This window comes from Pseudomonas sp. G166 (assembly GCF_037027455.2).
Classification (GTDB): Bacteria; Pseudomonadota; Gammaproteobacteria; order Pseudomonadales; family Pseudomonadaceae; genus Aquipseudomonas.
In genome coordinates this window covers 2,355,807-2,380,299 of record NZ_CP146985.1, presented here as the reverse complement: position 1 = coordinate 2,380,299, position 24,493 = coordinate 2,355,807, and the positions used below count along the sequence as shown (strand labels likewise).

The 24,493-nt window shown below is 62.0% G+C and carries 20 protein-coding genes; 14 read left to right on the top strand and 6 right to left on the bottom strand.

From position 1 onward, the window contains the following. Positions 1 to 10: 10 nt before the first annotated feature. Positions 11 to 769: a carbon-nitrogen hydrolase family protein gene (locus SGN16_RS10695; protein WP_210643930.1), complete on the bottom strand. Its 759-nt coding sequence runs from the start codon at positions 767 to 769 to the stop codon at positions 11 to 13. A 155-nt stretch (positions 770 to 924) separates the two neighbouring features. On the opposite strand from SGN16_RS10695, the gene SGN16_RS10690 reads away from it, so the two are divergent. Both SGN16_RS10690 and SGN16_RS10685 read left to right on the top strand, forming a co-directional pair. After that, positions 925 to 1,053 carry a hypothetical protein gene (locus tag SGN16_RS10690; RefSeq protein ID WP_339102097.1) on the top strand — a complete coding sequence of 43 codons (129 nt, stop codon included), beginning with the start codon at positions 925 to 927 and terminating at the stop codon, positions 1,051 to 1,053. A gap of 333 nt (positions 1,054 to 1,386) precedes the next feature. Then, positions 1,387 to 2,457, top strand: a complete 1,071-nt coding sequence (locus tag SGN16_RS10685) for a 3-deoxy-7-phosphoheptulonate synthase (protein ID WP_210643928.1) — start codon at positions 1,387 to 1,389, stop codon at positions 2,455 to 2,457. Between the two features lie 37 nt (positions 2,458 to 2,494). Here SGN16_RS10685 and SGN16_RS10680 read toward each other — a convergent pair whose 3' ends face one another. After that, the gene (locus SGN16_RS10680; protein ID WP_335943965.1) at positions 2,495 to 3,556 is read right to left on the bottom strand and encodes a hypothetical protein; all 1,062 of its coding nucleotides are present in this window, start codon (positions 3,554 to 3,556) and stop codon (positions 2,495 to 2,497) included. 326 nt (positions 3,557 to 3,882) lie between these two features. Between SGN16_RS10680 and SGN16_RS10675 the strand changes: the two genes are divergently transcribed. The 10 genes from SGN16_RS10675 to SGN16_RS10630 all read left to right on the top strand — a co-directional run bounded on the left by SGN16_RS10675 (position 3,883) and on the right by SGN16_RS10630 (position 16,963). Further along, the gene (locus SGN16_RS10675) at positions 3,883 to 4,761 is read left to right on the top strand and encodes a triacylglycerol lipase (RefSeq protein ID WP_210643926.1); all 879 of its coding nucleotides are present in this window, start codon (positions 3,883 to 3,885) and stop codon (positions 4,759 to 4,761) included. Positions 4,762 to 4,856: 95 nt separating this feature from the next. Next, the gene (locus tag SGN16_RS10670) at positions 4,857 to 5,138 is read left to right on the top strand and encodes a peptidylprolyl isomerase (RefSeq protein WP_016774509.1); all 282 of its coding nucleotides are present in this window, start codon (positions 4,857 to 4,859) and stop codon (positions 5,136 to 5,138) included. A 129-nt stretch (positions 5,139 to 5,267) separates the two neighbouring features. Next, the gene (locus tag SGN16_RS10665; RefSeq protein ID WP_210643924.1) at positions 5,268 to 7,136 is read left to right on the top strand and encodes an extracellular solute-binding protein; all 1,869 of its coding nucleotides are present in this window, start codon (positions 5,268 to 5,270) and stop codon (positions 7,134 to 7,136) included. Then, positions 7,136 to 8,194 carry a microcin C ABC transporter permease YejB gene (locus tag SGN16_RS10660; RefSeq protein ID WP_210643922.1) on the top strand — a complete coding sequence of 353 codons (1,059 nt, stop codon included), beginning with the start codon at positions 7,136 to 7,138 and terminating at the stop codon, positions 8,192 to 8,194. The genes SGN16_RS10665 and SGN16_RS10660 overlap by 1 nt, the downstream gene beginning before the upstream one ends. Continuing rightward, positions 8,194 to 9,216, top strand: a complete 1,023-nt coding sequence (locus tag SGN16_RS10655; protein WP_210643920.1) for an ABC transporter permease — start codon at positions 8,194 to 8,196, stop codon at positions 9,214 to 9,216. Before SGN16_RS10660 ends, SGN16_RS10655 begins: the two co-directional genes overlap by 1 nt. Before the next feature lie 14 nt (positions 9,217 to 9,230). Continuing rightward, the gene (locus SGN16_RS10650; protein ID WP_335943964.1) at positions 9,231 to 10,811 is read left to right on the top strand and encodes an ABC transporter ATP-binding protein; all 1,581 of its coding nucleotides are present in this window, start codon (positions 9,231 to 9,233) and stop codon (positions 10,809 to 10,811) included. 144 nt (positions 10,812 to 10,955) lie between these two features. Next, the gene (locus tag SGN16_RS10645) at positions 10,956 to 12,371 is read left to right on the top strand and encodes a sigma 54-interacting transcriptional regulator (protein ID WP_335943963.1); all 1,416 of its coding nucleotides are present in this window, start codon (positions 10,956 to 10,958) and stop codon (positions 12,369 to 12,371) included. A gap of 302 nt (positions 12,372 to 12,673) precedes the next feature. Continuing rightward, positions 12,674 to 14,065 (top strand): GntP family permease, encoded by a 1,392-nt coding sequence (locus tag SGN16_RS10640; RefSeq protein ID WP_210643914.1) that lies wholly within the window; start codon positions 12,674 to 12,676, stop codon positions 14,063 to 14,065. Positions 14,066 to 14,072: 7 nt separating this feature from the next. Further along, complete coding sequence (locus tag SGN16_RS10635) at positions 14,073 to 14,849, top strand: 3-hydroxybutyrate dehydrogenase (protein ID WP_210643912.1); 777 nt, start codon at positions 14,073 to 14,075, stop codon at positions 14,847 to 14,849. A 158-nt stretch (positions 14,850 to 15,007) separates the two neighbouring features. After that, the gene (locus SGN16_RS10630; protein ID WP_335943962.1) at positions 15,008 to 16,963 is read left to right on the top strand and encodes an acetoacetate--CoA ligase; all 1,956 of its coding nucleotides are present in this window, start codon (positions 15,008 to 15,010) and stop codon (positions 16,961 to 16,963) included. Between the two features lie 152 nt (positions 16,964 to 17,115). Here the strand turns inward: SGN16_RS10630 and SGN16_RS10625 are convergent, their stop codons facing one another. Beyond that, a complete protein-coding gene (locus SGN16_RS10625) occupies positions 17,116 to 18,231 on the bottom strand; it encodes a PilT/PilU family type 4a pilus ATPase (RefSeq protein WP_210643908.1) in 1,116 nt (371 codons plus the stop codon). 133 nt (positions 18,232 to 18,364) lie between these two features. On the opposite strand from SGN16_RS10625, the gene SGN16_RS10620 reads away from it, so the two are divergent. Beyond that, on the top strand, positions 18,365 to 20,902 hold the full coding sequence (locus SGN16_RS10620; protein WP_335943961.1) for a PAS domain-containing protein: 2,538 nt from the start codon (positions 18,365 to 18,367) through the stop codon (positions 20,900 to 20,902). A 45-nt stretch (positions 20,903 to 20,947) separates the two neighbouring features. Next, positions 20,948 to 21,223 (top strand): peptidylprolyl isomerase, encoded by a 276-nt coding sequence (locus SGN16_RS10615; protein WP_019690952.1) that lies wholly within the window; start codon positions 20,948 to 20,950, stop codon positions 21,221 to 21,223. 122 nt (positions 21,224 to 21,345) lie between these two features. Here SGN16_RS10615 and SGN16_RS10610 read toward each other — a convergent pair whose 3' ends face one another. The 3 genes from SGN16_RS10610 to SGN16_RS10600 form a co-directional block, all read right to left on the bottom strand. Then, positions 21,346 to 22,260 (bottom strand): sugar kinase, encoded by a 915-nt coding sequence (locus SGN16_RS10610; RefSeq protein ID WP_335943960.1) that lies wholly within the window; start codon positions 22,258 to 22,260, stop codon positions 21,346 to 21,348. 154 nt (positions 22,261 to 22,414) lie between these two features. Next, complete coding sequence (locus SGN16_RS10605; RefSeq protein ID WP_335943959.1) at positions 22,415 to 23,632, bottom strand: amino acid deaminase; 1,218 nt, start codon at positions 23,630 to 23,632, stop codon at positions 22,415 to 22,417. Between the two features lie 30 nt (positions 23,633 to 23,662). Continuing rightward, positions 23,663 to 24,427: an IclR family transcriptional regulator gene (locus SGN16_RS10600; RefSeq protein ID WP_003182813.1), complete on the bottom strand. Its 765-nt coding sequence runs from the start codon at positions 24,425 to 24,427 to the stop codon at positions 23,663 to 23,665. Between the last annotated feature and the right edge of the window lie 66 nt (positions 24,428 to 24,493).

The following is a 24,493-nucleotide window of genomic DNA, read 5'->3' as shown; positions in this document are numbered from 1 at the left end:
GCAAACCTCGTCAAAACGTGGCTACCGGCACGACGTGCCCGGCCCAGCCATCGGCGGCGCGACGAGCGATAACCAACAGATCACCCGTGCCTGGCGCTGCCGCAATCTGCGCACCATCCGCGCCCCAGATCGCGCTGCGACCGGCCGATTCCCAACCACCGGTGGCGCCACCATGATTGGCCATCAGGACCGTCATGCCATGTTGCCTGGCATAACCTTGCAGCAGTGCCGTATCAGGCACGTAGCCACCTTCGGTAATCAACACACCTGCCGCATACAGCGTAGCGCCTTGCTCGGCTGCCGCGGCAGCATGGCTGGCGTGGGAAAAATCGGCGCATACCGCCAATGCGACGTGTTCCGGCCCCATCGCCAGCATCGAGCCACCGTAGCCTGGAGCGAAGGCCACTTCTTCGCCAGGGTGCAAATGCTGCTTGCTATACACCCCAAGGGATCCGTCGGCACCGAGGACCAATGCACCGATCAATACCGGTGCGCCTGCTGATAGACGGATCGGCATACCAACCACTGCGGTCAGAGCAAGTTCGCGCGCCAGCTCACGCAGCGGTTGCAAGATGCCATCCTCCGGTAGGATAGCCAGTTCCGCAGCCAGGCCCCGTTCGTAACCGGTGAGCGACAGCTCAGGAAACACCAGCAATTGCACATGCTGCTCAGCGGCGACCTGCATGAAACGTTGATGGCGCACCAGATTGGCCTGAATGTCCCCCGCGATGGAAATCGACTGGGCGGCGGCGAAGGTTGGAGCGGTCATGGTTCTTCCCGAAAAGGCGATGCAAAGCCGAAGTTTGTCATAAAGCCCGGCGGACTCAAGCCAGCCTGAACAATTGCATGCCGGCGATAGAATTTTCTGATTGAACCGGCGCACCGCACTCTAGTAAGCTCAGGGCCATTCAACGGAGACAGACCATGTTCAACGCCCTCTCACCGCTTCAAACCGCCAGCGCCCCGCGCTCGGTTGCGGCTGCCTGGGCGAACAGCGTTCAAACTCCGGTCAACTTTTATTTTGGGTATTGGTTTAGCCACTGGCGCGCCTGATACCCAACCGGCGCCCACTTTAAAACGGGTCGCCTTCCAGAGTTTTCCAAACCCCCGGTCGGCCTCCCGACCGGGGGTTTTGTTTTTCCGGCCCCAAAACATTTGCAACACCCGACAACTTGAGGATTGAGCCATGAACTACGCCACTTATTACCGTTACGACAGTTTTTCCGCCTGGCGATTTACCAGCCACCGCTCGGGACAGCCTGCCGCCTCCGATCGGTCACCTGCCGGTGGCAAGCCTCAATTGCGGGCCAATACGGCCAATTGTCGAACACCCCAATAGGACCGGCACGCGGGAACGAACCCGCTGCCCGTCCAGGAAGTCAGATCATGAATTCGTCCGTCTCTGCTTTGCCGCTGTCCACGCTCAACCCTGCCAATGAAGCCCTGACCCTGCGTCTGCCCAGCTCGTTGCAGCTCAAGCATCAATTGCCCCTCAGCACTGCGCTGAGCCAACAGGTTAGCGCCCACCGCCAAGCCATCCGCGCGATTCTCGATGGCGAGGACTCCCGCCTGCTGCTCATCGTCGGCCCCTGCTCCATCCACGACCCGAAATCGGCCCTCGAATACGCCGCCAACCTGGCTCGCGTTGCCCATGAGGTGAGCGACAGCATGCTGCTGGTGATGCGCGCCTACGTGGAAAAACCCCGCACTACCGTGGGTTGGAAAGGCCTGGCCTACGATCCGGGCCTCGATGGCAGCGATGACATGGCCACCGGCCTGACGCTGTCCCGAGAGCTGATGCGCGAGATGCTCCAGCTTGGCCTGCCCGTCGCCACCGAACTGTTGCAACCCATGGCCGCCAGTTACTTCGATGACCTGCTCAGTTGGGTCGCCATCGGCGCGCGCACCACCGAATCGCAGATCCACCGGGAAATGGCCAGCGGCCTGGGCATGCCAGTGGGTTTCAAGAACGGCACTGACGGCGGGGTCGGCATTGCCTGCGACGCCATGCGTTCGGCGGCCCATCCTCATCGGCATTTCGGCGTCGACAGCCAGGGGCATCCGGCGATCATCCAGACTCCGGGCAACCCCGACACCCACCTGGTGTTGCGCGGCGGCCATCGCGGACCGAACTATGACCACCAGAGCGTCGCGCAGATACACAGCGACCTGACCCGCTTGAAGATACCGGCCCGGATCATGGTGGACTGCAGCCACGCCAACAGTGGCAAAGACCCGTTGCGTCAGCCACAGGTGTTCAATGACGTGTTGGAGCAGCGCCTGCAAGGCAACCGCGCCCTCGTCGGCATGATGCTGGAAAGTCACCTGTTCGAAGGCTGCCAGCCATTGAGCCCATCGATGCGTTACGGTGTATCGGTCACTGATGGTTGCCTGGGTTGGGAGGCCACCGAACAGTTGCTGCGCCAGGCCCATCGCAAACTGCAATTGCCCGCCTGAGCCCCCCCGCAAGAGCCCTCCCTCGGAGGGCCTTCGCTCAGCCCGGCACCTTGGAGGGCACCTGGACCGTGACCCAGCCGGATTGCTGGCTGACGTCATCCAGACGCTCGACCTGGTAGAACAGCCGCACCGAGCGACCGCGCTGGTCCTGCCAGTACGCCGCTGGCACGACAAAGGTGACCCGCTGCCCCGCCATGGCCTCGGTGATTTCCCGCTCCTCGACATGGGCATAGTTGCCGTTGCATTGCAACCAGACCAACTCGCCTGCCTCAAGCCTGGCACCGTCGATGACGACCGTCACCCCATCGTGCAAATCGTCGAGATCCAACGTCCCCCCGTCCAACCCCAGAAGCCGGGGCGCCTTCAACGCAGGGCGCACCAAAGGGCCAATGTGCAACGACAAGGGTTCGCCGCGGCGCACTGAGTGTCCGCGCCTGACGACATAAGCCAGGCTCAGGCGGTGGCCGATGTGGGGCGCTATTTGCGCATGATCGATCCAGAACGACAGCTCACGACCGACCGCATGGGCCTCGATATCCAGCACATCGCGCCACAGCGCCTTGGCGTCCCTGCTGGCAGTCAGGATCAGCCGATCGCCAACCGCCATCCTGGGATAGGGCCGAATGGTCAAACAGGTTCCCTCCGGCACCCGCGCCGGATCGAGGCTTGCCCCCACCGCATCATCGGCAACAGGCGCCAGCAGTTGCGATGGCACGTCGCCGATCTCCAGTTGCAGGGCTTCTGAAACCAACGTCGCCGGTAATTGTTTGCCGGTCACCTGGTAGGAGAGCTCCAGCGAGCCGCCATCCAACTCGGCGATATGGGCTTGGCGCACGACGAAAACCACGTCTCGCCCCACCTGGCGCTCTGTCACGAACCGTCGTACTTCATGTCGATATGCCTGGGCGTCTGAGTTGAGCCCGTGCCAGAACAGCAACAGTTCGTCCCCACACGCCATCAGCGGATAAGGCTTGACGGTGATGACGGCCTTTCTCCAGGCGGGGTTGATCACCCCTGCCTTGGCAGCTGGCAGAGACGGTGCCGGTAGCGTGGCGGTTGATGTAAACCGGGCTCGTTGGGCGGTTCGGTAAGTGCTCATGTATAGGCTCCAATCCTTGGATAGTGGCACCGTTTTTACCTGACGGTGCCCGACATCCCATTAAAGCGCAGCCGCTGTAAATCCACAGTCAGACAAGACCTCAGCGGCAGTGGTCGCTTGCGTTTGAAGCTGTAGCTGCATACGTCAGGCGCTATCAGAAGGACTCCGACACCTTGCGCGCGGTCCGGCTGCTTATCCGATTCTTCCCGCTTCTTTTATTCCGCTTTCAGTAAGTCACTGAGGTTTCTTCCTACACCGACCATCACGGGGCTGAATTAGAGTGAGGTGGCAAATTCAACGTGAACCTCTTCGAAAAAGGTACGAACATGCAACGGAATGCAACCACTCAATTTCCCATCCTGTTGGTCCATGGGTTGTTCGGGTTTGACAGGATCGGCGGCTTCGAACTTTTCCATGGAATCAAACAGGCATTACGCGCTACCGGTGCCCGGGTGTTCATCCCCTATATGTCGGCCACCCACTCCAATGAAGCCCGTGGCGAACAATTGCTGGCTCAGGTGGATCAGGTCCTGAGTGGAACCGGCGCCGCCAAGGTCAACCTGATCGGCCATAGCCAGGGCGCATTGGCTGCCCGATATGCCGCGGCGCTGGCTCCCGACAGGATCGCCTCGGTGACCTCGGTCAGCGGCCCGAACCACGGTTCCGAACTGGCCGATTTTCTGTACAAGGCCCTGACCCCAGGGCGCCTGCCAGAGCTTGTGGCGAGTAAAGTGGCCACGCTTTTCGCCGACTTCATCTCACAGCTCAGCGGCCAGGCGCAGCTCCCCCAGACGGCCGTCGCGGCACTGGCGGCGCTCACTACCGAAGGCGTAGGGGCATTCAATGATAAATACCCCCAAGGCTTGCCAAAGAGCTGGGGGAGCAGCGGCCCGGGCATCGTCAACGGCGTGCGCTACTACTCATGGAGCGGCACGCTGCCAGACGCGTCGGGCGAAGGATTCAATACGGCGTTCCCCTTGCAGGCTTTCTGCCGGGCATTCTCCGAGTATTTCATTACCGAAGCCGGGCAGAACGACGGCATGGTCGGGCGTTTCAGCTCGCACTTGGGCAAGGTCATTCGTTCTGACTACCCCTTGGACCACATGGACATCATCAATCAAACGGGCGATCGGGTGCGCAGGGGCACAGACCCGGTACAGCTTTATGTGCGGCACGCCGAGCGCTTGCGCAAAGCCGGCCTTTGATCGCTGGGTTCAAGGTTTTGACGCAATTTTGACAACAACCCGTTAATGAATCCGGTAGGCTCATCACCTTTAAAAATATTGAAAGGAATTTCCCCATGGCCAAAGCCACTGCCCGCCACATCCTGGTTTCCAGCGAAGACAAGTGCAACGAACTCAAGGCCCAGATCGAAGCCGGCGCCGATTTCGCCGAAGTCGCCAAAGCCAACTCCTCGTGCCCGTCCAGCCGTCAAGGCGGCGACCTGGGCTCGTTCGGTCCGGGCCAGATGGTCAAGGAGTTCGACACCGTGGTGTTCAGCGCCCCGATCAATGTGGTCCAGGGTCCGGTCAAGACCCAGTTTGGCTACCACCTGCTGGAAGTGACCAGCCGTCAGGACTGATCCCGGTTTATCGGCATAACGGCCCGCCCTCTGGTGGGCCGTTGTGTTTGGGTCTCGCGAGGGACTGGCGATCCACGCGCCGCTCGCGTACAAATCGTGGTCATCGATCACCCGGCTTTAAGGCTGACAATGCGACTGGCGTTCCCTTCCCTGCTATTCACTGCCGTGGCCCTGCTGACAGGCGTCGCTGGCGTGGATGCCGCACCGCAACATGCCCTCACCGTCTATGACGAACCGGCCAAGTACCCCGCAGGCTTCAGCCACTTCGCCTACACCAATCCCCAGGCCCCCAAAGGCGGGACCATGCGCCGCTCGGCCATCGAGATCGGCCATTTCGACCATGTGCTGCCGTATATCGACAAAGGTATCGGGGTCAGCCAGATCGATGGCCTGCTGTATTCGCCACTGGCCCAGCGTTCGCTGGATGAGCCCTACACCGTCTACGGCCTGGTGGCAGAGAAGATGGAACGCGCCGACGATGGCCTGTCCCTGCGTTTCTACCTTAACCCCAAGGCCCGCTTCGCTGATGGCAAGCCCATCACCGCCCAGGACGTGCGCTACAGCTTCGAGCTGCTGATGACCCAGGGCAGCCTGCGCTATCGCACCCAATTCGCGGCGGTCAAGGACGTCGTGATCGAGGACGAGCGCACCGTTCGCTTCAACTTCAAGAACAATGAAAGCCGCACCCTGCCCTTGGACATCGCCACCCTGCCGGTCTTTCCCGAGCACTGGTGGAAGAGTCGCGACTTTGCCAACGGCGGCGGCTACGAGGCACCGTTGGGTAGCGGTCCCTATCGGGTGGGCAAGATCGACTCCGGACGCAGCATCACCTTCGAACGCAATGCCGACTGGTGGGGCAAGGACCTGCCGGTCAGCCGCGGCCTCTACAACTTCGACCATTTCAGTATCGAGTACTTCGGCGACACCGATGTGGCTCGACAGGTCCTGCGCGGTGGCGCGTACGACTACAATCGCGAATTTTCCGCCACCGCGTATTCCATCGGTTATGACAGCCCGGCCCTGCGTGACGGTCGCCTGCAAAAGGCTCACCTGGCCACCGAGGCGCCCCAGACCGCCCAGGGCTTTGTGTTCAACCTGCAAAAACCGCAGTTCCAGGATCGCCGCGTACGCCAGGCTTTGGCCATGCTCTGGGATTTCGAATGGAGCAATCGCCAGATGATGCGCAACCTCTATGTGCGTCAGCAAAGCTACTTTTCCAACACCGACCTCGCCGCCCGACAACTGCCCGACGCGGGCGAACTGGCGATCCTCGAACCGCTGCGCGGGCAGATACCCGACGAAGTCTTCACCCAAGTGTTCGAGGCGCCGAAAACCGACGGCAGCGGCGTGATCCGCGACAAACAATTGCAAGCCCTGGCGCTGTTGGAACAGGCCGGCTGGCGACCTGACGGCGACCGCCTGGTCAATGCCGAGGGCGAACCGCTGAGCTTCACCTTCCTGAACAGCCAGAACGGCATCGACCGCCTGCTGCTACCTTACAAGCGTACCCTGGCACAGATTGGCATCGACATGAGCATCCGGCGCATCGACGCCTCCCAATACGTCAATCGCCTCATGAGTCGTGACTACGACATGATCATCACCGGCTACCCGGTCAGCACTTCGCCAGGCATGGAACTCTACAATTACTTCGGCTCAGCGGCCGCCAACGATCCGGGCGCCAACAATTACATGGCCCTGAAGAACCCGGCGGTAGACGCCCTGATCGACGGGCTGGTCAAGGCCACCACCAAAAGCGACATGCTCCGCCACGCCCACGCCCTGGATCGGGTGCTGCAATGGAATTACTACTGGATCCCCAACTATTACCCGCCGGGCAGCTCGACCGTGTGGTGGAACCGCTTCGGTATCCCGAAAGTGCAGGCCAGTAATGAGGAAGCCATCGAAAGCTGGTGGGAAATGAGTACCACGCCGCTGACCAACGAGCAGATGAGCGCCGAACGCATCAAGCGCGGCACACCCGGAGGACAGCATTGATGTGGGCTTATATCGCACGACGCCTGCTGCTGATCATTCCGACCCTGGTCATCATCCTGCTGGTGAACTTCGTCATCGTCCAGGCCGCGCCGGGTGGACCGGTGGAACAGGCCATCGCCCACCTGCAAGGCATCGGCGGCGCCACAATCGGCAGTTCGGGCAATGCCATGACCGGCAGTTCCCGGGCCAGCCGCGGCCTCGATCCCCAGTTGATCAAGGACATCGAGAAACAGTACGGCTTCGACAAGCCGGCCCACGAGCGCTTGTGGCTGATGCTCAGCAGCTACGCCCGGCTGGACTTCGGCAAGAGTTTCTTCCGTGGCGCCACGGTCACCGACCTGATCCTGGAAAAAATGCCGGTGACCATTTCCCTCGGGCTCTGGGCCACGCTGATCACCTACCTGGTGTCGATTCCCCTGGGTATTCGCAAGGCCGTGCGTCACGGTTCCGCGTTCGATGTGTGGAGTAGCACGGCGATCATCATCGGCTATGCCATGCCGGCGTTCCTCTTTGCCATGTTCCTGATCGTGGTGTTCGCCGGCGGCACGTCGCTGAACTGGTTTCCGGTGCGCGGGCTGGTGTCGGATAACTTCGAGTCGCTGTCGACGCTAGGCAAGATCGCCGACTACTTCTGGCACCTGGTGCTGCCGGTGACCTCACTGGTGATCGGCGGCTTCGCCACCCTGACGATCCTGACCAAGAATTCGTTCCTCAATGAAATCACCCGCCAATACGTAGTCACTGCGCGAGCCAAGGGCATGAGCGAGCGACGGGTGTTGTATGGCCACGTGTTCCGCAACGCGATGTTGCTGGTGGTCTCGGGTATTCCCCAGGCGTTCATCGGTGTGTTCTTTGCCGGGTCCTTGCTGATCGAGGTGATCTTTTCCCTCGATGGCCTGGGACGCATGAGCTACGAGGCCGCCGTGTCGCGGGACTACCCGGTGGTGTTCGGCTCACTGTTCATCTTCACGCTGTTCGGCCTGCTCATTAAACTCATCGGCGACCTCTGCTACACCCTGGTGGACCCGCGCATCGATTTCGCCGCGAGGAACGCCTGATGTTCAAGTTTTCCCCCTTGGGCCGTCGGCGCTTTGAACGCTTCAAGAAAAACCGCCGGGGCTGGTGGTCGCTGTGGCTGTTCATCGGTCTGTTCATCCTGACCTTGGGCGGTGAATTGATCGCCAATGACAAGCCGCTGGTGGTGAGCTACCAGGGCTCACTGTATTTCCCGGTGTTCAAACGCCATACCGAGCAGGAATTTGGCGGACAGTTGCCATTCCAGGCCGACTACCGCAGCAGCTACGTGCAGAACCTGATCCACAAGGAAGGCGGCTGGTTGCTGTTTCCGCCGATTCCGTTCAGCGACGACACGCCCAACTACGACCTCAATCAACCGGCGCCGAGCCCGCCCTCGTCGGTGAACTGGCTGGGCACCGACGACCAGGCCCGGGACGTGCTGGCCCGGGTGATCTTCGGGGCGCGAGTATCGATCCTGTTCGCCCTGGCCCTGACCGCCATCAGCGCGCTGATCGGCATCGCCGCCGGTGCATTGCAGGGTTATTACGGCGGCTGGGTGGATCTGCTGGGACAACGCTTGCTGGAAGTCTGGTCGGGGTTGCCGGTGCTCTACCTGCTGATCATCCTGTCCGGCTTCGTGGAACCGAATTTCTGGTGGCTGCTGGGGATCATGGCGCTGTTTTCCTGGTTGGCCCTGGTGGACGTGGTTCGCGCCGAGTTCCTGCGCGGACGCAACCTCGAATACGTCAAAGCCGCCAGAGCCCTGGGGCTTAGCGACCGCAAGGTGATCGTACGGCATATCCTGCCCAACGCGATGAACGCCACCCTGAGCTACCTGCCCTTCATCCTCACCGGGGCGATTTCCACCCTCACGGCCCTGGATTTCCTCGGTTTCGGCATGCCGGCCGGCAGCGCATCGCTGGGTGAGTTGATCGGCCAGGGCAAGCAGAACCTGCAAGCGCCGTGGCTGGGGCTGACAGCGTTCTTCACCCTGGCGCTGATTCTTTCCCTGTTGGTGTTTATCGGCGAGGCGTTGCGAGACGCATTCGACCCACGATCATGAAGCGGAATCTTGAGATGAGCGACAACCTGATCGAAATCCGCGACCTGAGCGTGGCCTTCAACGACAACACCGTGGTACGCAACCTCTGCCTGGACATTCGCCCCGGCGAATGCCTGGCCCTGGTCGGCGAGTCCGGCTCCGGCAAGTCGGTGACCGCCCACTCGATCCTGCAATTGCTGCCCGCAACAGAAGCCCGCACCACCGGCAGCATTCGCTATCGCGGCCAGGAGCTGGTGGGTGCCGATACCACGGCCCTGAGGGAGATACGTGGCAACCGGATCGCGATGATCTTCCAGGAACCGATGACTTCGCTGAACCCGCTGCACAGCGTCGAAAAGCAGATCGGCGAAACACTGATGCTGCACAAGGGCCTGGGGGGCACAGCCGCGCGCCAGCGCATTCTGGAACTGCTGGCCCTGGTTGGCATCCAGAACCCTGTCGAACGACTCAAGGCCTATCCGCATCAACTGTCCGGCGGTCAGCGGCAGCGGGTCATCATCGCCATGGCTCTGGCCTGCGAGCCGGAACTGTTGATTGCCGACGAACCGACCACCGCATTGGACGTGACCGTGCAGCGCAAGATTCTGCTGCTGCTCAAGTCGCTGCAGAAACGGCTTGGCATGTCTATGTTATTGATCAGCCACGACCTGAACCTGGTGCGCAGCATCGCGCAACGGGTGTGCGTGATGAAAGATGGGGAAATCGTCGAGCAGGCGCCTTGCGAAACTCTCTTCAGTGCACCGAAACACCCCTACAGCTGCGAGCTGCTGCACGCCGAACCGGAAGGCGAAGCCCTGCCCCGGGATGAGCGGGAAGAGGTGTTGCAGGTGCAGGACCTGCGCGTCAGTTTCCCCCTCGGTGGCGGCCTGTTCCGGCGCAAGGAATACTTGCACGCCGTGGACGGCATCAGCCTGTCCATCCAGCGCGGCAAGACCCTGGGCATTGTCGGTGAATCCGGCTCCGGCAAGTCCACGCTCGGCCAGGCGATCCTGCGGCTGATCGAATCCGAAGGCGGCATTCGCTTCCAGGGCCAAGCCCTCGATCAACTGTCGCAAAAAGCCTTGCGGCCGTGGCGCAAGCAGATGCAGGTGGTGTTCCAGGACCCGTTCGGGAGCCTCAGCCCGCGAATGTCGGTGCAGCAGATCATCAGCGAAGGCCTTGAAGTCCATCAGCCTTCCAGCCCGCAAGAGTGTGAAGCCCGGGTGATCCAGGCCCTCAAGGAAGTCGGCCTCGACCCGCTGACCCGCCATCGCTATCCCCACGAGTTCTCTGGAGGCCAGCGCCAACGCATCGCCATTGCCCGGGCGCTGGTGCTCAAGCCGGCCCTGATCCTGCTGGACGAGCCGACCTCGGCCCTGGACCGTACCGTGCAAAAGCAAGTAGTCGCCCTGCTCCGCCAGCTCCAGGAGAAGTACGACTTGACCTACCTGTTCATCAGCCATGACCTGGCGGTGATCCGCGCCCTGGCCCACGACATGATCGTGATCAAGGACGGTAAAGTGATCGAGCAAGGCGCCAGCCATGACGTGTTCGATTCGCCTCAACATCCTTATACCAAGGAGCTGTTGGCGGCGGCGCATACGGGGTGGGCATAATGCCGTGCATGACGTAGCTTCGTGTCGCGCCCATCGCGAGCAAGCTCGCTCCCACAGTGGCCCGCGTCGCGCTGAATATCAAATGTGGGAGCGAGCTTGCTCGCGATGGCGGCCTGACAAGCAATACACAATTCGGATTCGACCATGAACCCCACCGAAAGCCTCAAGGACTACAAGCGCGTACGCACGCTGGCGATCCGTTCGTTGTTCGAAATCATCGAGCAGTCCAGCGAAGGCACGGTGATTGTCGACCGCGATGCGAACATTGTCTGGATGAACGAACGTTATGCCCGGCGCTTCGGCCTGAACTCAGCGCAGGAAGCCATCGGCCGGGCCTGCGAGAGTGTGATCCCCGGCAGCCTGCTGCGTGAAGTGGTGCGTACCGGGCGGCCGATTCTGCTGGACATGCAGGACACGCCCAAGGAACCGCTGGTGGTGATGCGCCTGCCGATCCACGACAGCGCCGGCGCGGTGATCGGCGCCATCGGTTTTGCCTTGTTCGACGAGTTGCGCAGCCTGTCGCCAATGCTCAAGCGCTACCTGAGCATGCAGGAAGAACTGGCCTCCACCCGCTCGCTGCTGCGGGCACGGCAAACCAAATACAACTTCGCCCATTTCATCGGCACCAGCAGCGCCGGCCTGGAGGTCAAGCGCCGTGCCCGGCGTAGCGCCAGTGCCGATTCACCGGTGCTGCTGCTCGGCGAGACCGGCACCGGCAAGGAGTTGCTGGCCCAGGCCATCCACAGCGCTTCGCCACGCGCGCACAAGGCGTTCGTCAGCATCAACAGCGCGGCGATTCCCGAATCACTGCTGGAAGCCGAATTCTTCGGCACCGCGCCAGGGGCTTTTACCGGGGCCGACCGCAAGGGCCGAGTCGGCAAACTGCAGATCGCCCAGGGCGGTACGCTGTTCCTCGACGAGATCGGCGACATGCCCTTGCCGCTGCAAAGCAAACTGCTGCGCGTGCTCCAGGAGAAGGAGTACGAACCGGTGGGCTCCAACGAGGTGCTGCAAAGTGATGTGCGGGTGATCGCCGCCACATCCATGGATCTGGAGGCCGCGATCAAACGCGGAGAGTTCCGCGCCGACCTGTATTACCGCCTCAATGTGTTGCCGATCCAGGTGCCGCCACTGCGCGAACGCCTGGACGACTTGCCGGCCTTGAGCGAGGCGATCCTCGAAGAGCTGCGCAGCCAGCACGAACTGAACCACGACGCCCTCGACCTGCTGAGTCAACACGCCTGGCCAGGCAACATCCGCGAACTGCGCAATGTGCTGGAGCGGGCCGCGCTGCTCAGCGACAACCTGCTGCTCACCGCTGCTGACATCCGTGCGGCCATTGGCACCTTCGCACCGGTCACCCGCACGGCTGGCCCAAGCCTGGAGCCGCTGGCGCACGAAACTTTCAGCCAGGCCCGGGCGCGATTCGACCGGCAGTTGATCGAAACCACCCTCGCGCAATGCGGGGGCAAGGTGGTCGAGGCAGCCGAACGGTTAGGGCTGGGAAGGTCGACCTTGTACAAGAAAATGGTGGCGTTGGGAATTGCGGAGTCTCAATAAAGAGACTTAATTCTCAAGATATAGACAGCCTTGCTTGAGAGCGCTTTACGCTCATCGCGAGCAAGCTCGCTCCCACAGTGGATCGCACTCTCCTGTCGCACACAGTCGTCCTGTGAGAGCGAGCTTGCTCGCGATGAGGCCCGCACAGCCCCTGAAAGTCTCAAAACAGAGACAAAGTATTCAGATCGTTCCTACAAAACCAAATAATTTCCTTATATTTCAACAAGTTAAATAACTGGCACAAAACTCGCTAAAGCCCCTCCACAGCTTCATCACAACAATAACAATCCAGGAGACACACCATGAGTGTGATCATTGCCTTGGCAGCCCTCGCGCTGCTGATGGTCGCCGCCTACCGTGGCTACAGCGTTATCCTCTTTGCCCCCATCGCCGCCCTCGGCGCCGTCCTGCTCACCGACCCTTCTGCCGTCGCCCCTGCGTTCACCGGGGTGTTCATGGAAAAAATGGTCGGCTTCATCAAACTGTATTTCCCGGTGTTCCTGCTCGGTGCGGTGTTCGGCAAGCTGATCGAGTTGTCGGGATTCTCGCGCTCCATCGTCGCCGCAGCGATTCGCTTGCTGGGTACGCGCCAGGCCATGCTGGTGATCGTGCTGGTGTGCGCCTTGCTGACCTATGGCGGTGTGTCGCTGTTCGTCGTGGTGTTCGCGGTGTACCCGTTCGCCGCCGAGATGTTCCGCCAGAGCAATATTCCCAAACGATTGATCCCGGCCACCATCGCCCTCGGCGCATTCTCGTTCACCATGGACGCCCTGCCCGGCACGCCGCAGATCCAGAACATCATCCCCAGCACCTTCTTCAACACCACCGCCTGGGCCGCACCGTGGCTGGGCGTGATCGGTACGATCTTCGTGTTCAGCCTCGGCATGCTGTTTTTGCAGCGCCAGCGCCACAAGGCTCAACGCGTGGGTGAGGGCTACGGCACCGAACTGCGTAACGAGCCGGAGACCGCCGAAGACATCAAGCTGCCGAACCCGTGGATCGCTGTCTCGCCGCTGCTGGCGGTAGGGATCATGAACCTGCTGTTCACCCAGTGGATTCCCCTGTGGTACGGCAAGACCCACAGCCTGGCGCTGCCGGGCATGGCAACACCGGTGACCAGCGACATCGCCAAGCTCACCGCGATCTGGGCCGTGCAAGCCGCGCTGTTGGTGGGCATCATCATGGTCCTGCTGTTCGGCTTCCGCGCTATTCGCAGCAAATTGGCCGAAGGCAGCAAGAGCGCAGTGGGCGGCGCCTTGCTGGCGGCGATGAACACTGCCTCGGAATACGGTTTCGGTGCGGTAATCGCCTCGTTGCCGGGCTTCCTGGTGCTGGCCGACTGGCTCAAGAGTATTCCCAACCCTCTGGTCAACGAAGCCGTGACCGTCACGCTGCTGGCGGGCATCACTGGCTCCGCGTCGGGGGGCATGAGCATTGCCCTGGCGGCGATGTCCGAAAGCTTCATCAGCGCCGCCCACGCCGCCAACATTCCCCTGGAAGTGCTGCACCGGGTGGCCGCCATGGCCAGCGGCGGCATGGACACCCTGCCCCACAACGGCGCGGTGATCACCCTGCTGGCAGTGACCGGGCTGACCCACCGCGAAGCCTACAAAGACATCTTCTGCATTACGCTGATCAAGACCCTCGCGGTTTTCGTGGTGATCGGTGTGTTCTACGCCACTGGCATTGTTTGAGGTTCCTATGACGACAACTCTTTCGGGCAAGACCGCCCTGGTTACCGGCTCCACCAGCGGCATCGGCCTGGGCATCGCCCTGAGCCTGGCCAAGGCCGGCGCCAATTTGATCCTCAATGGTTTTGGCGACGCCTCAGCGGTGATCGCCGAGGTGAAACAGTTCGGCGGCCAGGTCGGCCATCATCCAGCCGACGTCAGCGACCCGGCGCAGATCGCCGACATGCTCGCCTACGCCGAGCGTGAGTTCGGCGGCGTGGACATCCTGGTGAACAACGCCGGGATCCAGCACGTGGCCGCCGTGGAAGATTTTCCGGTGGAACGTTGGGACGCGATCATCGCCATCAACCTGTCCTCGGTGTTCCACGCCACCCGCCTGAGCCTGCCAGGCATGCGTGCCAAGGGTTGGGGGCGGATCATCAACGTCGCCTCGGTACACGGTCAGGTCGGTTCGGTGGGCAAGGCAGCGTATGTCGCGGCCAAACATGGGGTGATCGGCCTGACCAAAGTGGTCGGTCTGGAGACCGCCACCAGCAACGTGACCTGCAACGCCATCTGCCCCGGCTGGGTGCTGACGCCGCTGGTGCAGAAGCAGATCGACGACCGCATTGCCGCAGGCGTCGATCCACAACAGGCGCAGCATGACCTGCTGGCCGAGAAACAGCCGTCCCTGGAATTCGTCACCCCACCGCAACTGGGGGAACTGGTGCTATTCCTGTGCAGCGAAGCCGGCAGCCAGGTGCGCGGCGCGGCGTGGAATATCGATGGTGGGTGGTTGGCTCAGTAACCCTCACTACTGGATACTGATCGTTCCCACGCTCTGCGTGGGAATGCAGACAGGGACGCTCTGCGTCCCAAGAGCGGAACGCGGAGCGTCCCCAGAGGCATTCCCACGCAGAGCGTAGGAACGATCGTCAGGCCCGACAAAAGAACAAGAGGCACCCCATGTCCGACATCCTCTGGCAACCCTCCCCCGAACGCATCGCCCAGTCGCGCATGAATGCCTTTCGCCAGTTCGTCAACGCGCGGCATCACCTGCAACTGAACGACTACCCCGCCCTGCACGCCTGGAGCATCGACCAGCGTGAAGCCTTCTGGCAGGCCATCGTCGATTTCTTCGAGATCGGCTTTCAACAAGCGCCGACCGATGTCTTGGTGGAAGGCCCGCAAATGCCCAGTGCCCGCTGGTTCCCGGGGGCGACCCTTAACTTCGCTGAACACCTGTTGCGCCGCCGTGACGAGGCCGTCGCGGTGGTGGCACTCGACGAGAACGGTGACCAGGAACACCTGACCTGGGCCGAACTCGCCGCCCACGTCGCCGGCCTGCAAAGAAGCCTGCAAGCTGCTGGCGTGACCCAGGGCGACCGGGTGGCTGCCTGCATGCCCAATACCTGGCAGACCCTGGTGGGCATGCTCGCCACCACCAGCCTGGGGGCGATCTGGTCATGCTCTTCGCCGGATTTCGGCACCCAGGGGGTTATCGACCGCTTCGGTCAGATCGAGCCGAAGGTACTGATCACCTGCGCCGGTTATCGCTATGCCGGCAAGGTCATCGACCAGCGTGCCAAGGTCAATGAAATCCTCGAGCGATTGCCGTCGTTGCAGCAGTTGATCGTGCTGCCCTATGCCCGCCCAGATACAGGCATCGAGGATTTCAAGACCCAAGCCAACGTCGCATTGTGGAACGCGTTTTATCAAAGCGGCGGCGAACCCGCCTTCATCGGCGTGCCCTTCGATCATCCGCTGTACATCCTCTATTCCAGCGGCACCACCGGCGTGCCGAAGTGCATCGTCCACGGCACCGGCGGCGTGTTGCTGCAACACGTCAAGGAACATGGCCTGCACGTCGACCTCAGCCCCGAGGACCGGCTGTTCTACTACACCACCTGCGGCTGGATGATGTGGAACTGGCTGGTGTCGGCCCTCGCCGTGGGCAGTGCGGTGGTGCTCTATGACGGCTCGCCGTTTCATCCCGGCCCCGAACGGTTACTGGACCTGATCGACCAGCAGCGCATCAGCGTGTTCGGCACCAGCCCCAAATACCTGGCGGCCCTGGAGAACCAGGGCCTGAAGCCTCGGCAGAGCCATGATTTGGGTAGCCTGAAGACCATCCTGTCCACTGGCTCGGCCTTGGCGCCTCATAGCTACGATTACGTGTACCGCGACTTCAAGCCCGACGTCTGCCTGGCCTCGATGTCCGGCGGCACCGACATTGTCTCCTGCTTCGTCAACGGCAACCCGCTGTCGCCGGTGCGTCGGGGCGAGATGCAGGGCAAGAGCCTGGGCATGGCGGTGCAGGTCTGGAACGAGGCCGGCCAAGCAGTGATCGGCGAGAAAGGTGAGCTGGTGTGCACCCGGCATTTTCCGGCCATGCCCATCGGTTTGTGGAACGACCCCCAGCAGGAGAAACTTCGTGCGTCCTATTTCAGCCAATTTCCCGGGGTGTGGGCCCAAGGGGACTACGCCGAAGAACTGGCCCACGGCGGCTTCCTGATTCACGGACGCTCCGACGCCGTGCTCAACCCCGGTGGCGTGCGCATCGGCACGGCGGAGATCTATCGGCAGGTGGAGAAGGTCGAGCAGGTGCTGGACAGCGTCGCCATCGGCCAGCAATGGCAAGGCGATGTGCGGGTGGTGCTGTTTGTACGCCTGCGGGACGGGGTGATGTTGGATGAAGCCTTGGAGCAACAGATCCGCCAAGTCATCCGGACCAACACCACGCCACGGCATGTGCCGGCGAAAATTCTGGCGGTGACGGACATTCCCCGGACTATCAGCGGCAAAGTCGTCGAACTGGCAGTGCGCAATATGGTGCATGGCGAGGTGGTGAAAAATACCGATGCCCTGGCTAATCCTGAGGCACTGGAGCAGTTTCGGGGGCGAGTGGAGCTCGCTACCTGACTTTGAAAGCTTTGTCAGTCACTAGGGCCTCATCGCGAGCAAGCTCGCTCCCACACGGGCCCGCTGTGAACACGGAATTTGTCATCGCCGCAGATCCCCTGTGGGAGCGAGCTTGCTCGCGATGAACGATAACGCGGTTTGCCTGAAGCCAATTAATCCACCAACCCCCACTCACCCGCCGCCGGATCAGGTGGCGGCACCGCGCCCGTCTCGGCATGCAACTTCAGCCGCAAGCGCAGGTTGTTCGTTGAATCAGCGTTTTTCAGCGCCTCTTCCTCATCGATCGCCCCCTCGACCACCAGGTTGAACAACGCCTGATCGAAAGTTTGCATCCCCAACTCTTCGGATTTTTCCATGATGCCCTTGAGCTCGCCCAGCTCATTGCGGCGGATCAGGTCGGCCACCGTGGGCGAGCCCAGCATGACCTCCACCGCCGCCCGACGCTGGCCGGTGCGGGTGCGCACCAGGCGTTGGGAAACGAAGGCCTTGAGGTTGTTGCCCAGGTCATTAAGCAACTGTGGCCGGCGCTCTTCCGGGAAAAAATTGATCACTCGGTCCAGGGCCTGGTTGGCGTTGTGGGCATGCAGCGTGGAGATCACCAGATGCCCGGTGTCGGCGAAGGCCAGGGCATGTTCCATGGTTTCGCGATCACGGATTTCGCCGATCAGCACCACGTCCGGCGCCTGGCGCAGGGTGTTTTTCAGGGCGGCATGAAAACTGCGGGTGTCGACACCGACTTCCCGCTGGTTGATGATTGATTTCTTATGCCGATGGATATACTCCACCGGGTCCTCGATGGTGATGATGTGGCCGCTGCTGTTGCGATTGCGGTAATCGATCAGCGCCGCCAGGGAGGTCGACTTGCCTGACCCTGTCGCCCCGACGAACAGCATCAGCCCTTGCTTCTGCATGATGGTATCGAGCAGCACCCGTGGCAGTTTCAGGTCTTCGAAACGTGGAATGTCCAGCTTGACGTTGCGTATCACCATCGACACATCGTTGCGCTGCTTGAAGATATTGACCCGGAAGCGCCCGACACCGGCCATGGAGATCGCCAGGTTCATTTCCAACTCCCGATCGAACTCAAGGCGCTGTTCGGCGTCCATCAAAGACTCGGCGAGCCCGGCGATCTCGCCGACCTTGAATGCCTGGTTACCCAGGGGCTTGAGCACGCCCTCGAATCGCGCGCACGGCGGCGCGCCGGTGGACATGTAAAGATCGGAGCCATCCTGGCTTGCCAGGATTCGCAACAATGGATCGATTTCCATGGACTGAAATTTCCGCGAGACATCAATTGAAACAAGCTGAACCGAGCATGAAACCCTTCAGATCAACCCGCGCTTACCTTCTTCAGAGGATAGTAGACGCCGTGGCACCGACACGACTTCCAGGGGGGCTGTCATGAACGCGATACCCTCCGGCAGCGACATACAGAGCCTGATCACCCAACTGGACTGGACCCGCAGCCCGCTGGGCACCGCGCAAGACTGGCCGCAAAGCCTGCGTACCGCCGTGGACATCATGCTCCACTGCCCGATGCCGATGGCCTTGTTGTGGGGCCCGCAACTGATCCACTTCTACAACGACGCCTTTGCCCGGTTGGCCGGCGATAAGCATCCGCAGGCGTTCGGTCTGCCGACCCATACCGCATGGCCCGAACTCAAAGCCGTCAGCGAACCGATTTATCACCGCGTGTTGCAAGATCGCACGTACAGCAGCCGCGATCAGCAATGGCGCCTGCCCTTCGCCGGCCGCCTCTGCGACCTGTGGCTGGACCTGACCTACAGCCCCGTGCACGACGAAAGCGCCAGCGTCGCCGGTATCCTGATCACAGCCATTGAAACCAGCGAACGGCGAAAGCTGGCCCAGGAGTTCGAACGGCGCTCCGAGGCCAGCCTCAAGGCCCAACATGAAAGCGAGGAACGCTTGCAACTGGCCCTGGCCGCCACCGATGCGTTGGGTACCTGGGACTGGGACATCAGCGAAGATCGCTTCATTGCCGATGAACATTTCGCCCTGCTTCATGGCGTCGATCCGAGCCTGTCACGCCAGTTGCCCATCAGCGCCTACCTCGAAGGCGTACACCCCGAAGACCGGGCCATGGTGGCTCGCAGCATCAAGCACTGCATCACCCATGGCACCGAATACGCCGAGGAATACCGTTTGCTGCGGCCCGATGGTGAGCTGCGCTGGGTGTTCGTGCGCGGTCGTTGCTACAAGGATCGCCACGGTCGGCCCAAGCGCTTTCTTGGCGCGGCCCTGGACCTGAGCGAACGCAAGCGCACCGAGCAAGCTCTGCGCCAGAGCCAGACCGAGCTACAGCTGATCATCAATGCCATGCCGATTCTCATCAGCTACGTGGACCGCGAAGAGCGTTTCCGACTGAACAACAGTGCCTACCTGGACTGGTACGGCCTGACACCCCAGGAACTGTACGGCAAGACCGTCCGCGAAGTGCTCGGCGAGCAAGCCTACGCCAGCCGCGCCGAACAGATCGCCGGCGCCCTGGCGGGCAAGCCGTGCAGCTTCACCGTACAGTCGGACCATCGCGACGGTCGCCAGCGCCATGCACTGGTCAACTACCTGCCCCGCCACGGTTCGGACGGCGCAGTGAACGGTTTCTACATCTTTGTGATCGACGAGACCGAGCGCAAGAAAACCGAGGAGGCCTTGCGCAACCTCAACGAAACATTGGAAGAACGGGTCATCGCCCGCACCCAGCAACTGGCCGAAGCCAACCATCGTCTGCAAAGTGAAATGTTCGAGCGCGAACGTGCCGAAGAAGCGTTGCGCCATGCCCAGAAAATGGAAGCAGTGGGCCAACTTACCGGCGGCATCGCCCACGACTTCAACAACATGCTCACCGGCATTCTCGGCAGCCTCGACCTGATGCAACGCTACATCGCCAATGGCCGTGCCGCCGAGATCGGTCGTTTCACCGAGGCGGCGGTGTCCTCGGCCAACCGCGCCGCCGCCCTGACCCACCGACTGCTGGCCTTCTCGCGACGCCAGTCGTTGGACCGCAAGCCGCTGGACCCTAACGACCTGGTGCACTCACTCGAAGACCTGCTCAGCCGTACCACCGGCGATCACATCCTGCTGCGCCTGCAACTGGCAGACGAGCTATGGCCGGTGAACACTGATGTCAGCCAGTTGGAAAACGCCTTGCTCAACCTGGTGATCAACGCCCGGGACGCCATGCCCGACGGCGGTGAACTGACCATCGAAACCGCCAACGTCTACCTCGACGGCAATGACATCAGCACCCTGGAGCCAGTGAAAGCCGGGGACTACGTGATGATTGCCGTCAGCGACAACGGCAGCGGCATGACCCCCTCCGTGCTGGCCAAGGCCTTCGACCCGTTCTTTACCACCAAGCCCATCGGCCAGGGCACCGGCCTGGGGCTGTCGATGATCTACGGGTTTGCCCAGCAATCCGGTGGTCACCTCAACCTGGACAGCGTGCCAGGCCAGGGCACCCGGGTGCAGTTGTACCTGCCGCGGCTGCACATCACGCCCGCCGAACAGCCCGTGGCGCCAGAAACGGTCGACGTACCGGCAGCGCTCGCCGGGGAGACCGTGTTGCTGGTGGAAGACGAACCGGCGGTGCGCATGCTGGTCCTCGATCTGCTGGATGCCCTGGGCTATACCGCCCTGCAGGCCCAGGATGCCAAGACAGCCCTGCCCCTATTGGAATCAGACCAGCGCATCGACTTGCTGGTGACCGATGTCGGCCTACCGGGCATGAATGGTCGGCAACTGGCGGAAATCGCCCGCCAGCACCGCCCCGACCTGAAGGTGCTGTTCATGACCGGTTATGCGCAGAAAGCTGCCGAACGCCAGGGCTTCCTCGAACAGGGCATGGATATGGTCGCCAAGCCCTTCACCCTCGACCTGCTGGCGAACAAGATTCGGACGATGATCAACCATGGCAGCTGACTTGAGGCATAATCGCCGGCCCGTTACGTTCAGGTCCGCGCTGTAATGAAAGCCCAAGCCCGCCATATCCTGGTGAAAACCGCCGAAGAAGCCGAACAGCTCAAGCAACGCATCGCCAAGGGCGAAGCCTTCGATGTGCTGGCCAAGAAATACTCCACCTGCCCGTCCGGCAAACGCGGCGGCGACCTGGGTGAAGTACGGCCAGGGCAGATGGTCGGCGCAATCGATGCGGTGATCTTCAAGAAGCCGCTGCGGGTGGTGCATGGGCCGATCAAGAGCAAGTTCGGCTATCACTTGGTGCAGGTGTTTTACCGGGACTGACGAGTACCCAGTTTCCCCGTGGGAGCGAGCTTGCTCGCGATAGCGCCGGATCAGCCAGCATCCATGTCGACTGACACACTGCTATCGCGAGCAAGCTCGCTCCCACAGGTTCTGTGTCTCCTCTATCTGGGCATCAACGCCCCAGGCACCTGGATCACCCGGCTCGCCAGCAGATGCCCAGCCTCGGCGGCCTCCGTCGGGCTGCCACCCAGCAAGCGACTTGCCAGGTACGCGGCGCTGAAGGAATCCCCCGCCGCCGTGGTGTCCACCACCCGCTCGACCCGGCGGGCAGGCACTTCATAAGACTGGCCATCGCAACGGATCAGACAGGCCTCGGCGCCGCGCTTGAGCACCACCTCCGGGGTGCCGAATTGCGCGTACGCGGCGAACACCGCCTCGCTGTCGGCATACCCGAACAGCGCCTGCTCGTCGTCCACCGTCAACAGCGCCAACTCCACGTAGGGCAGTACGCTGCGATAGGCCGCACGGGCCGCTTCGACCGAGGTCCAGAGCCTTGGCCGGTAGTTGTTGTCGAACACCACCTGGGCCCCGCGCCGACGCGCCTGGACCAGGGTTTCGATCAGCTTGGCCCGCCCCTGCTCGCCGAGCACCGCCAGGGTGACGCCGCTGAAATACAGCACATCGTAATCCACCAATGCGGCAAGAATCGCCCCAGCGGCCGGGGTGGTAAAGCAATCGCGTACCGCCGCCTCGTTGCGCCAGTACAGGAACCGCCGCTCACCCGCCGCATCGGTCTGGATGCAATACAAACCCGGCAAGCGCCCGGGCAACCGCTGGACCCGTTCCAGGCCGATGTTTTCCGCGGCCCACTGCTCGCACATGGCATCGCTGAAACTGTCGTCGCCCAGGGCGGTGACATAGTCAACCGAGCCCCGGTCGCCCAGCGCGCGGGACAGGTACACCGCCGTGTTCAGGGTGTCACCGCCGAAGCTTTGTTGCAGACTGCCGTCGGCGCGTTGTTGCAACTCGATCATGCACTCGCCGATCAGGGCGATGCGGGGTTTGGGTGTACTCATGAATGATCCTGATATTTCGGTGGTGTCTGGCAGGCCGCTATCGCGAGCAGGCTCGCTCCCACATCTGGGCCGTTGTGAGCACACAATCTGCGCTCGCCAAAGATCCCCCGTGGGAGCGAGCTTGCTCGCGATAGCCGCGACTCGGTCTCAAGCCTTAGAAACAAGTCTCCATGCTCTCCACCACCCGCAACTGCTCATCCACCAGACACCCCACCCGCCACTTGTCGAACGTCAGGCACGGATGGGAAGTACCGAACGAAATGATGTCCCCGACCCGCAACGCAACCCCTGGCGCCACGCTCATGAACGCATGCTGGTCCATCACCGCCGTCACCTTGCAACCGCTCACGTCGTCACCTGCCACCCCATCTGAACCGGGCTTGTAGCGCTTGAGCGGTACCGGCAATCCGGCGTCGTAGGCCACGTCGCGCTTGCCCAAGGCGATCACCGCAAAACCCGGCTCCGGCAGCGATTGCACATGGGCCCAGACTTCCAGGGCCGGGCGCAGGCCTTCATGCAGGTCGCTGCGTCGCTCCAACACACAGCACTGCGCCTCCTTGTAGATGCCATGGTCATGGGCCACGTAACTGCCGGGACGCAACACGCTGAGGAAACGCCCGTGGGCATTCTGGGCTTCGAAGGATTCAGCGATCAGGTCGTACCAGGCCGATCCCGAGGCGGTGATGATCGGTTTGTCGATGGCAAACGCGCCGCTGTCCTGCAACTGCACCGCCAACCGCACCAGAGACGCGGCGAACGCGCGAATGCCGCTGATGGCGTGGTCACCGTGGATGACACCTTCGTAGCCTTCGATACCGGTCAATGCCAGCGCCGGTTGCGCCCGGATCGCCTCGGCCAGGGCCAGCACCTCGGCCTCGCTCCGGCAGCCACAGCGGCCGCCGACCACGCCGTATTCGATCATCACGTTCAGCTTCACGCCACGCGTGGCAAAGAACGCGCCCAGGTCAGCCACGTTGTCGGGATGATCGACCATGCAATGAAATTCGAACGCCGGGTCGGCCAACAACTCGGCGATCAACGCCATGTTCGGCGCGCCCACCAGTTGATTGGCCATCAGTACCCGGCGCACGCCGTGGGCATAAGCGGCACGGGTCTGCACGGCAGTGGCCAGAGTCATGCCCCAGGCGCCAGCCTCGAGCTGGCGGCGAAACAGCGCCGGGGTCATGCTGGTCTTGCCGTGAGGCGCCAGTTCGGCACCGCTGTCACTGACGAACGTTTGCATCCAGCGGATGTTGTGCTCCAGCGCCGCGCGGTGCAGCACCAGCGCCGGCAAGCTGACGTCCCGCAGCAAATGCGCGCCGACGGTGGCAGCACCCTTCTCCACGGCAGCGTTATGAATGGTAGAAGACATGTTCAAACTCCTCACAGGCAGCGCGGCTGTCTATTCATTGATGCGCCGGGCCAGGTTGTTGGCGCTTTCGATCAGCACCCGGCGGTAGTCGGCGTAATTGTTCTTGGCGTCGGCCCGTGGGGCGACGATGCACAGGGTCGCGATGGCCACGCCATTGGGGTCTTTGACCGGCGCGGCGAAGCAATGGGTGAAGGTGTCGGCCACGCTGTCGAAGGAAAAAAAACCATCGAGGCCAGCCTGACGAATTTCCTTGAGAAACTGCTCCAGGGGCAGGCGCTCGCCGTCCGGCAGGATGAAATCATCAGGGTCGATCAGGTCGACGATCTGCTGGTCGCTCAAATGCGCCAGCAACAGGCGTCCGGACGCCGTCCAGGGGATTGGCGCGTTTTCACCGATGTCCGATGAAATACGAAAATGCCGCTCACCCTCCTTCATCAGCGCCACTGTGTATTTGCGCCCGTTGAGCAGGCACATCTGTGCGGTTTCGCGAGTCTGGCTGACGATCTCCTGCAGCGCATGATCGGCCTCGCGGCTCAAGTCGAAATGCCGCAGGTGCGCCTGCCCGAGAAAGTACAACTGGCGGCCCAGATAGACGTGACCGTCCTTGCCCACGGGTTCGAGGATGCGTCGCTCCAGCAGCGACGCCACCAGTTCATAGACCGTGGACTTGGGGCTGCCGATGCCGCTGGCGATGTCGTTCGGACGCAGCGGTTGGCCGATTTCCTTGAGGAAATCGAGGATATCGAACGCCCGATCCAATCCCCGGGCCCGGCGCTTGATGGTGTCTTCGGTCATCTCAGTATTCCTGATCGTTCCCACGCTCTGCGTGGGCAATGCATCCCGTGACGCTCTGCGTCACAT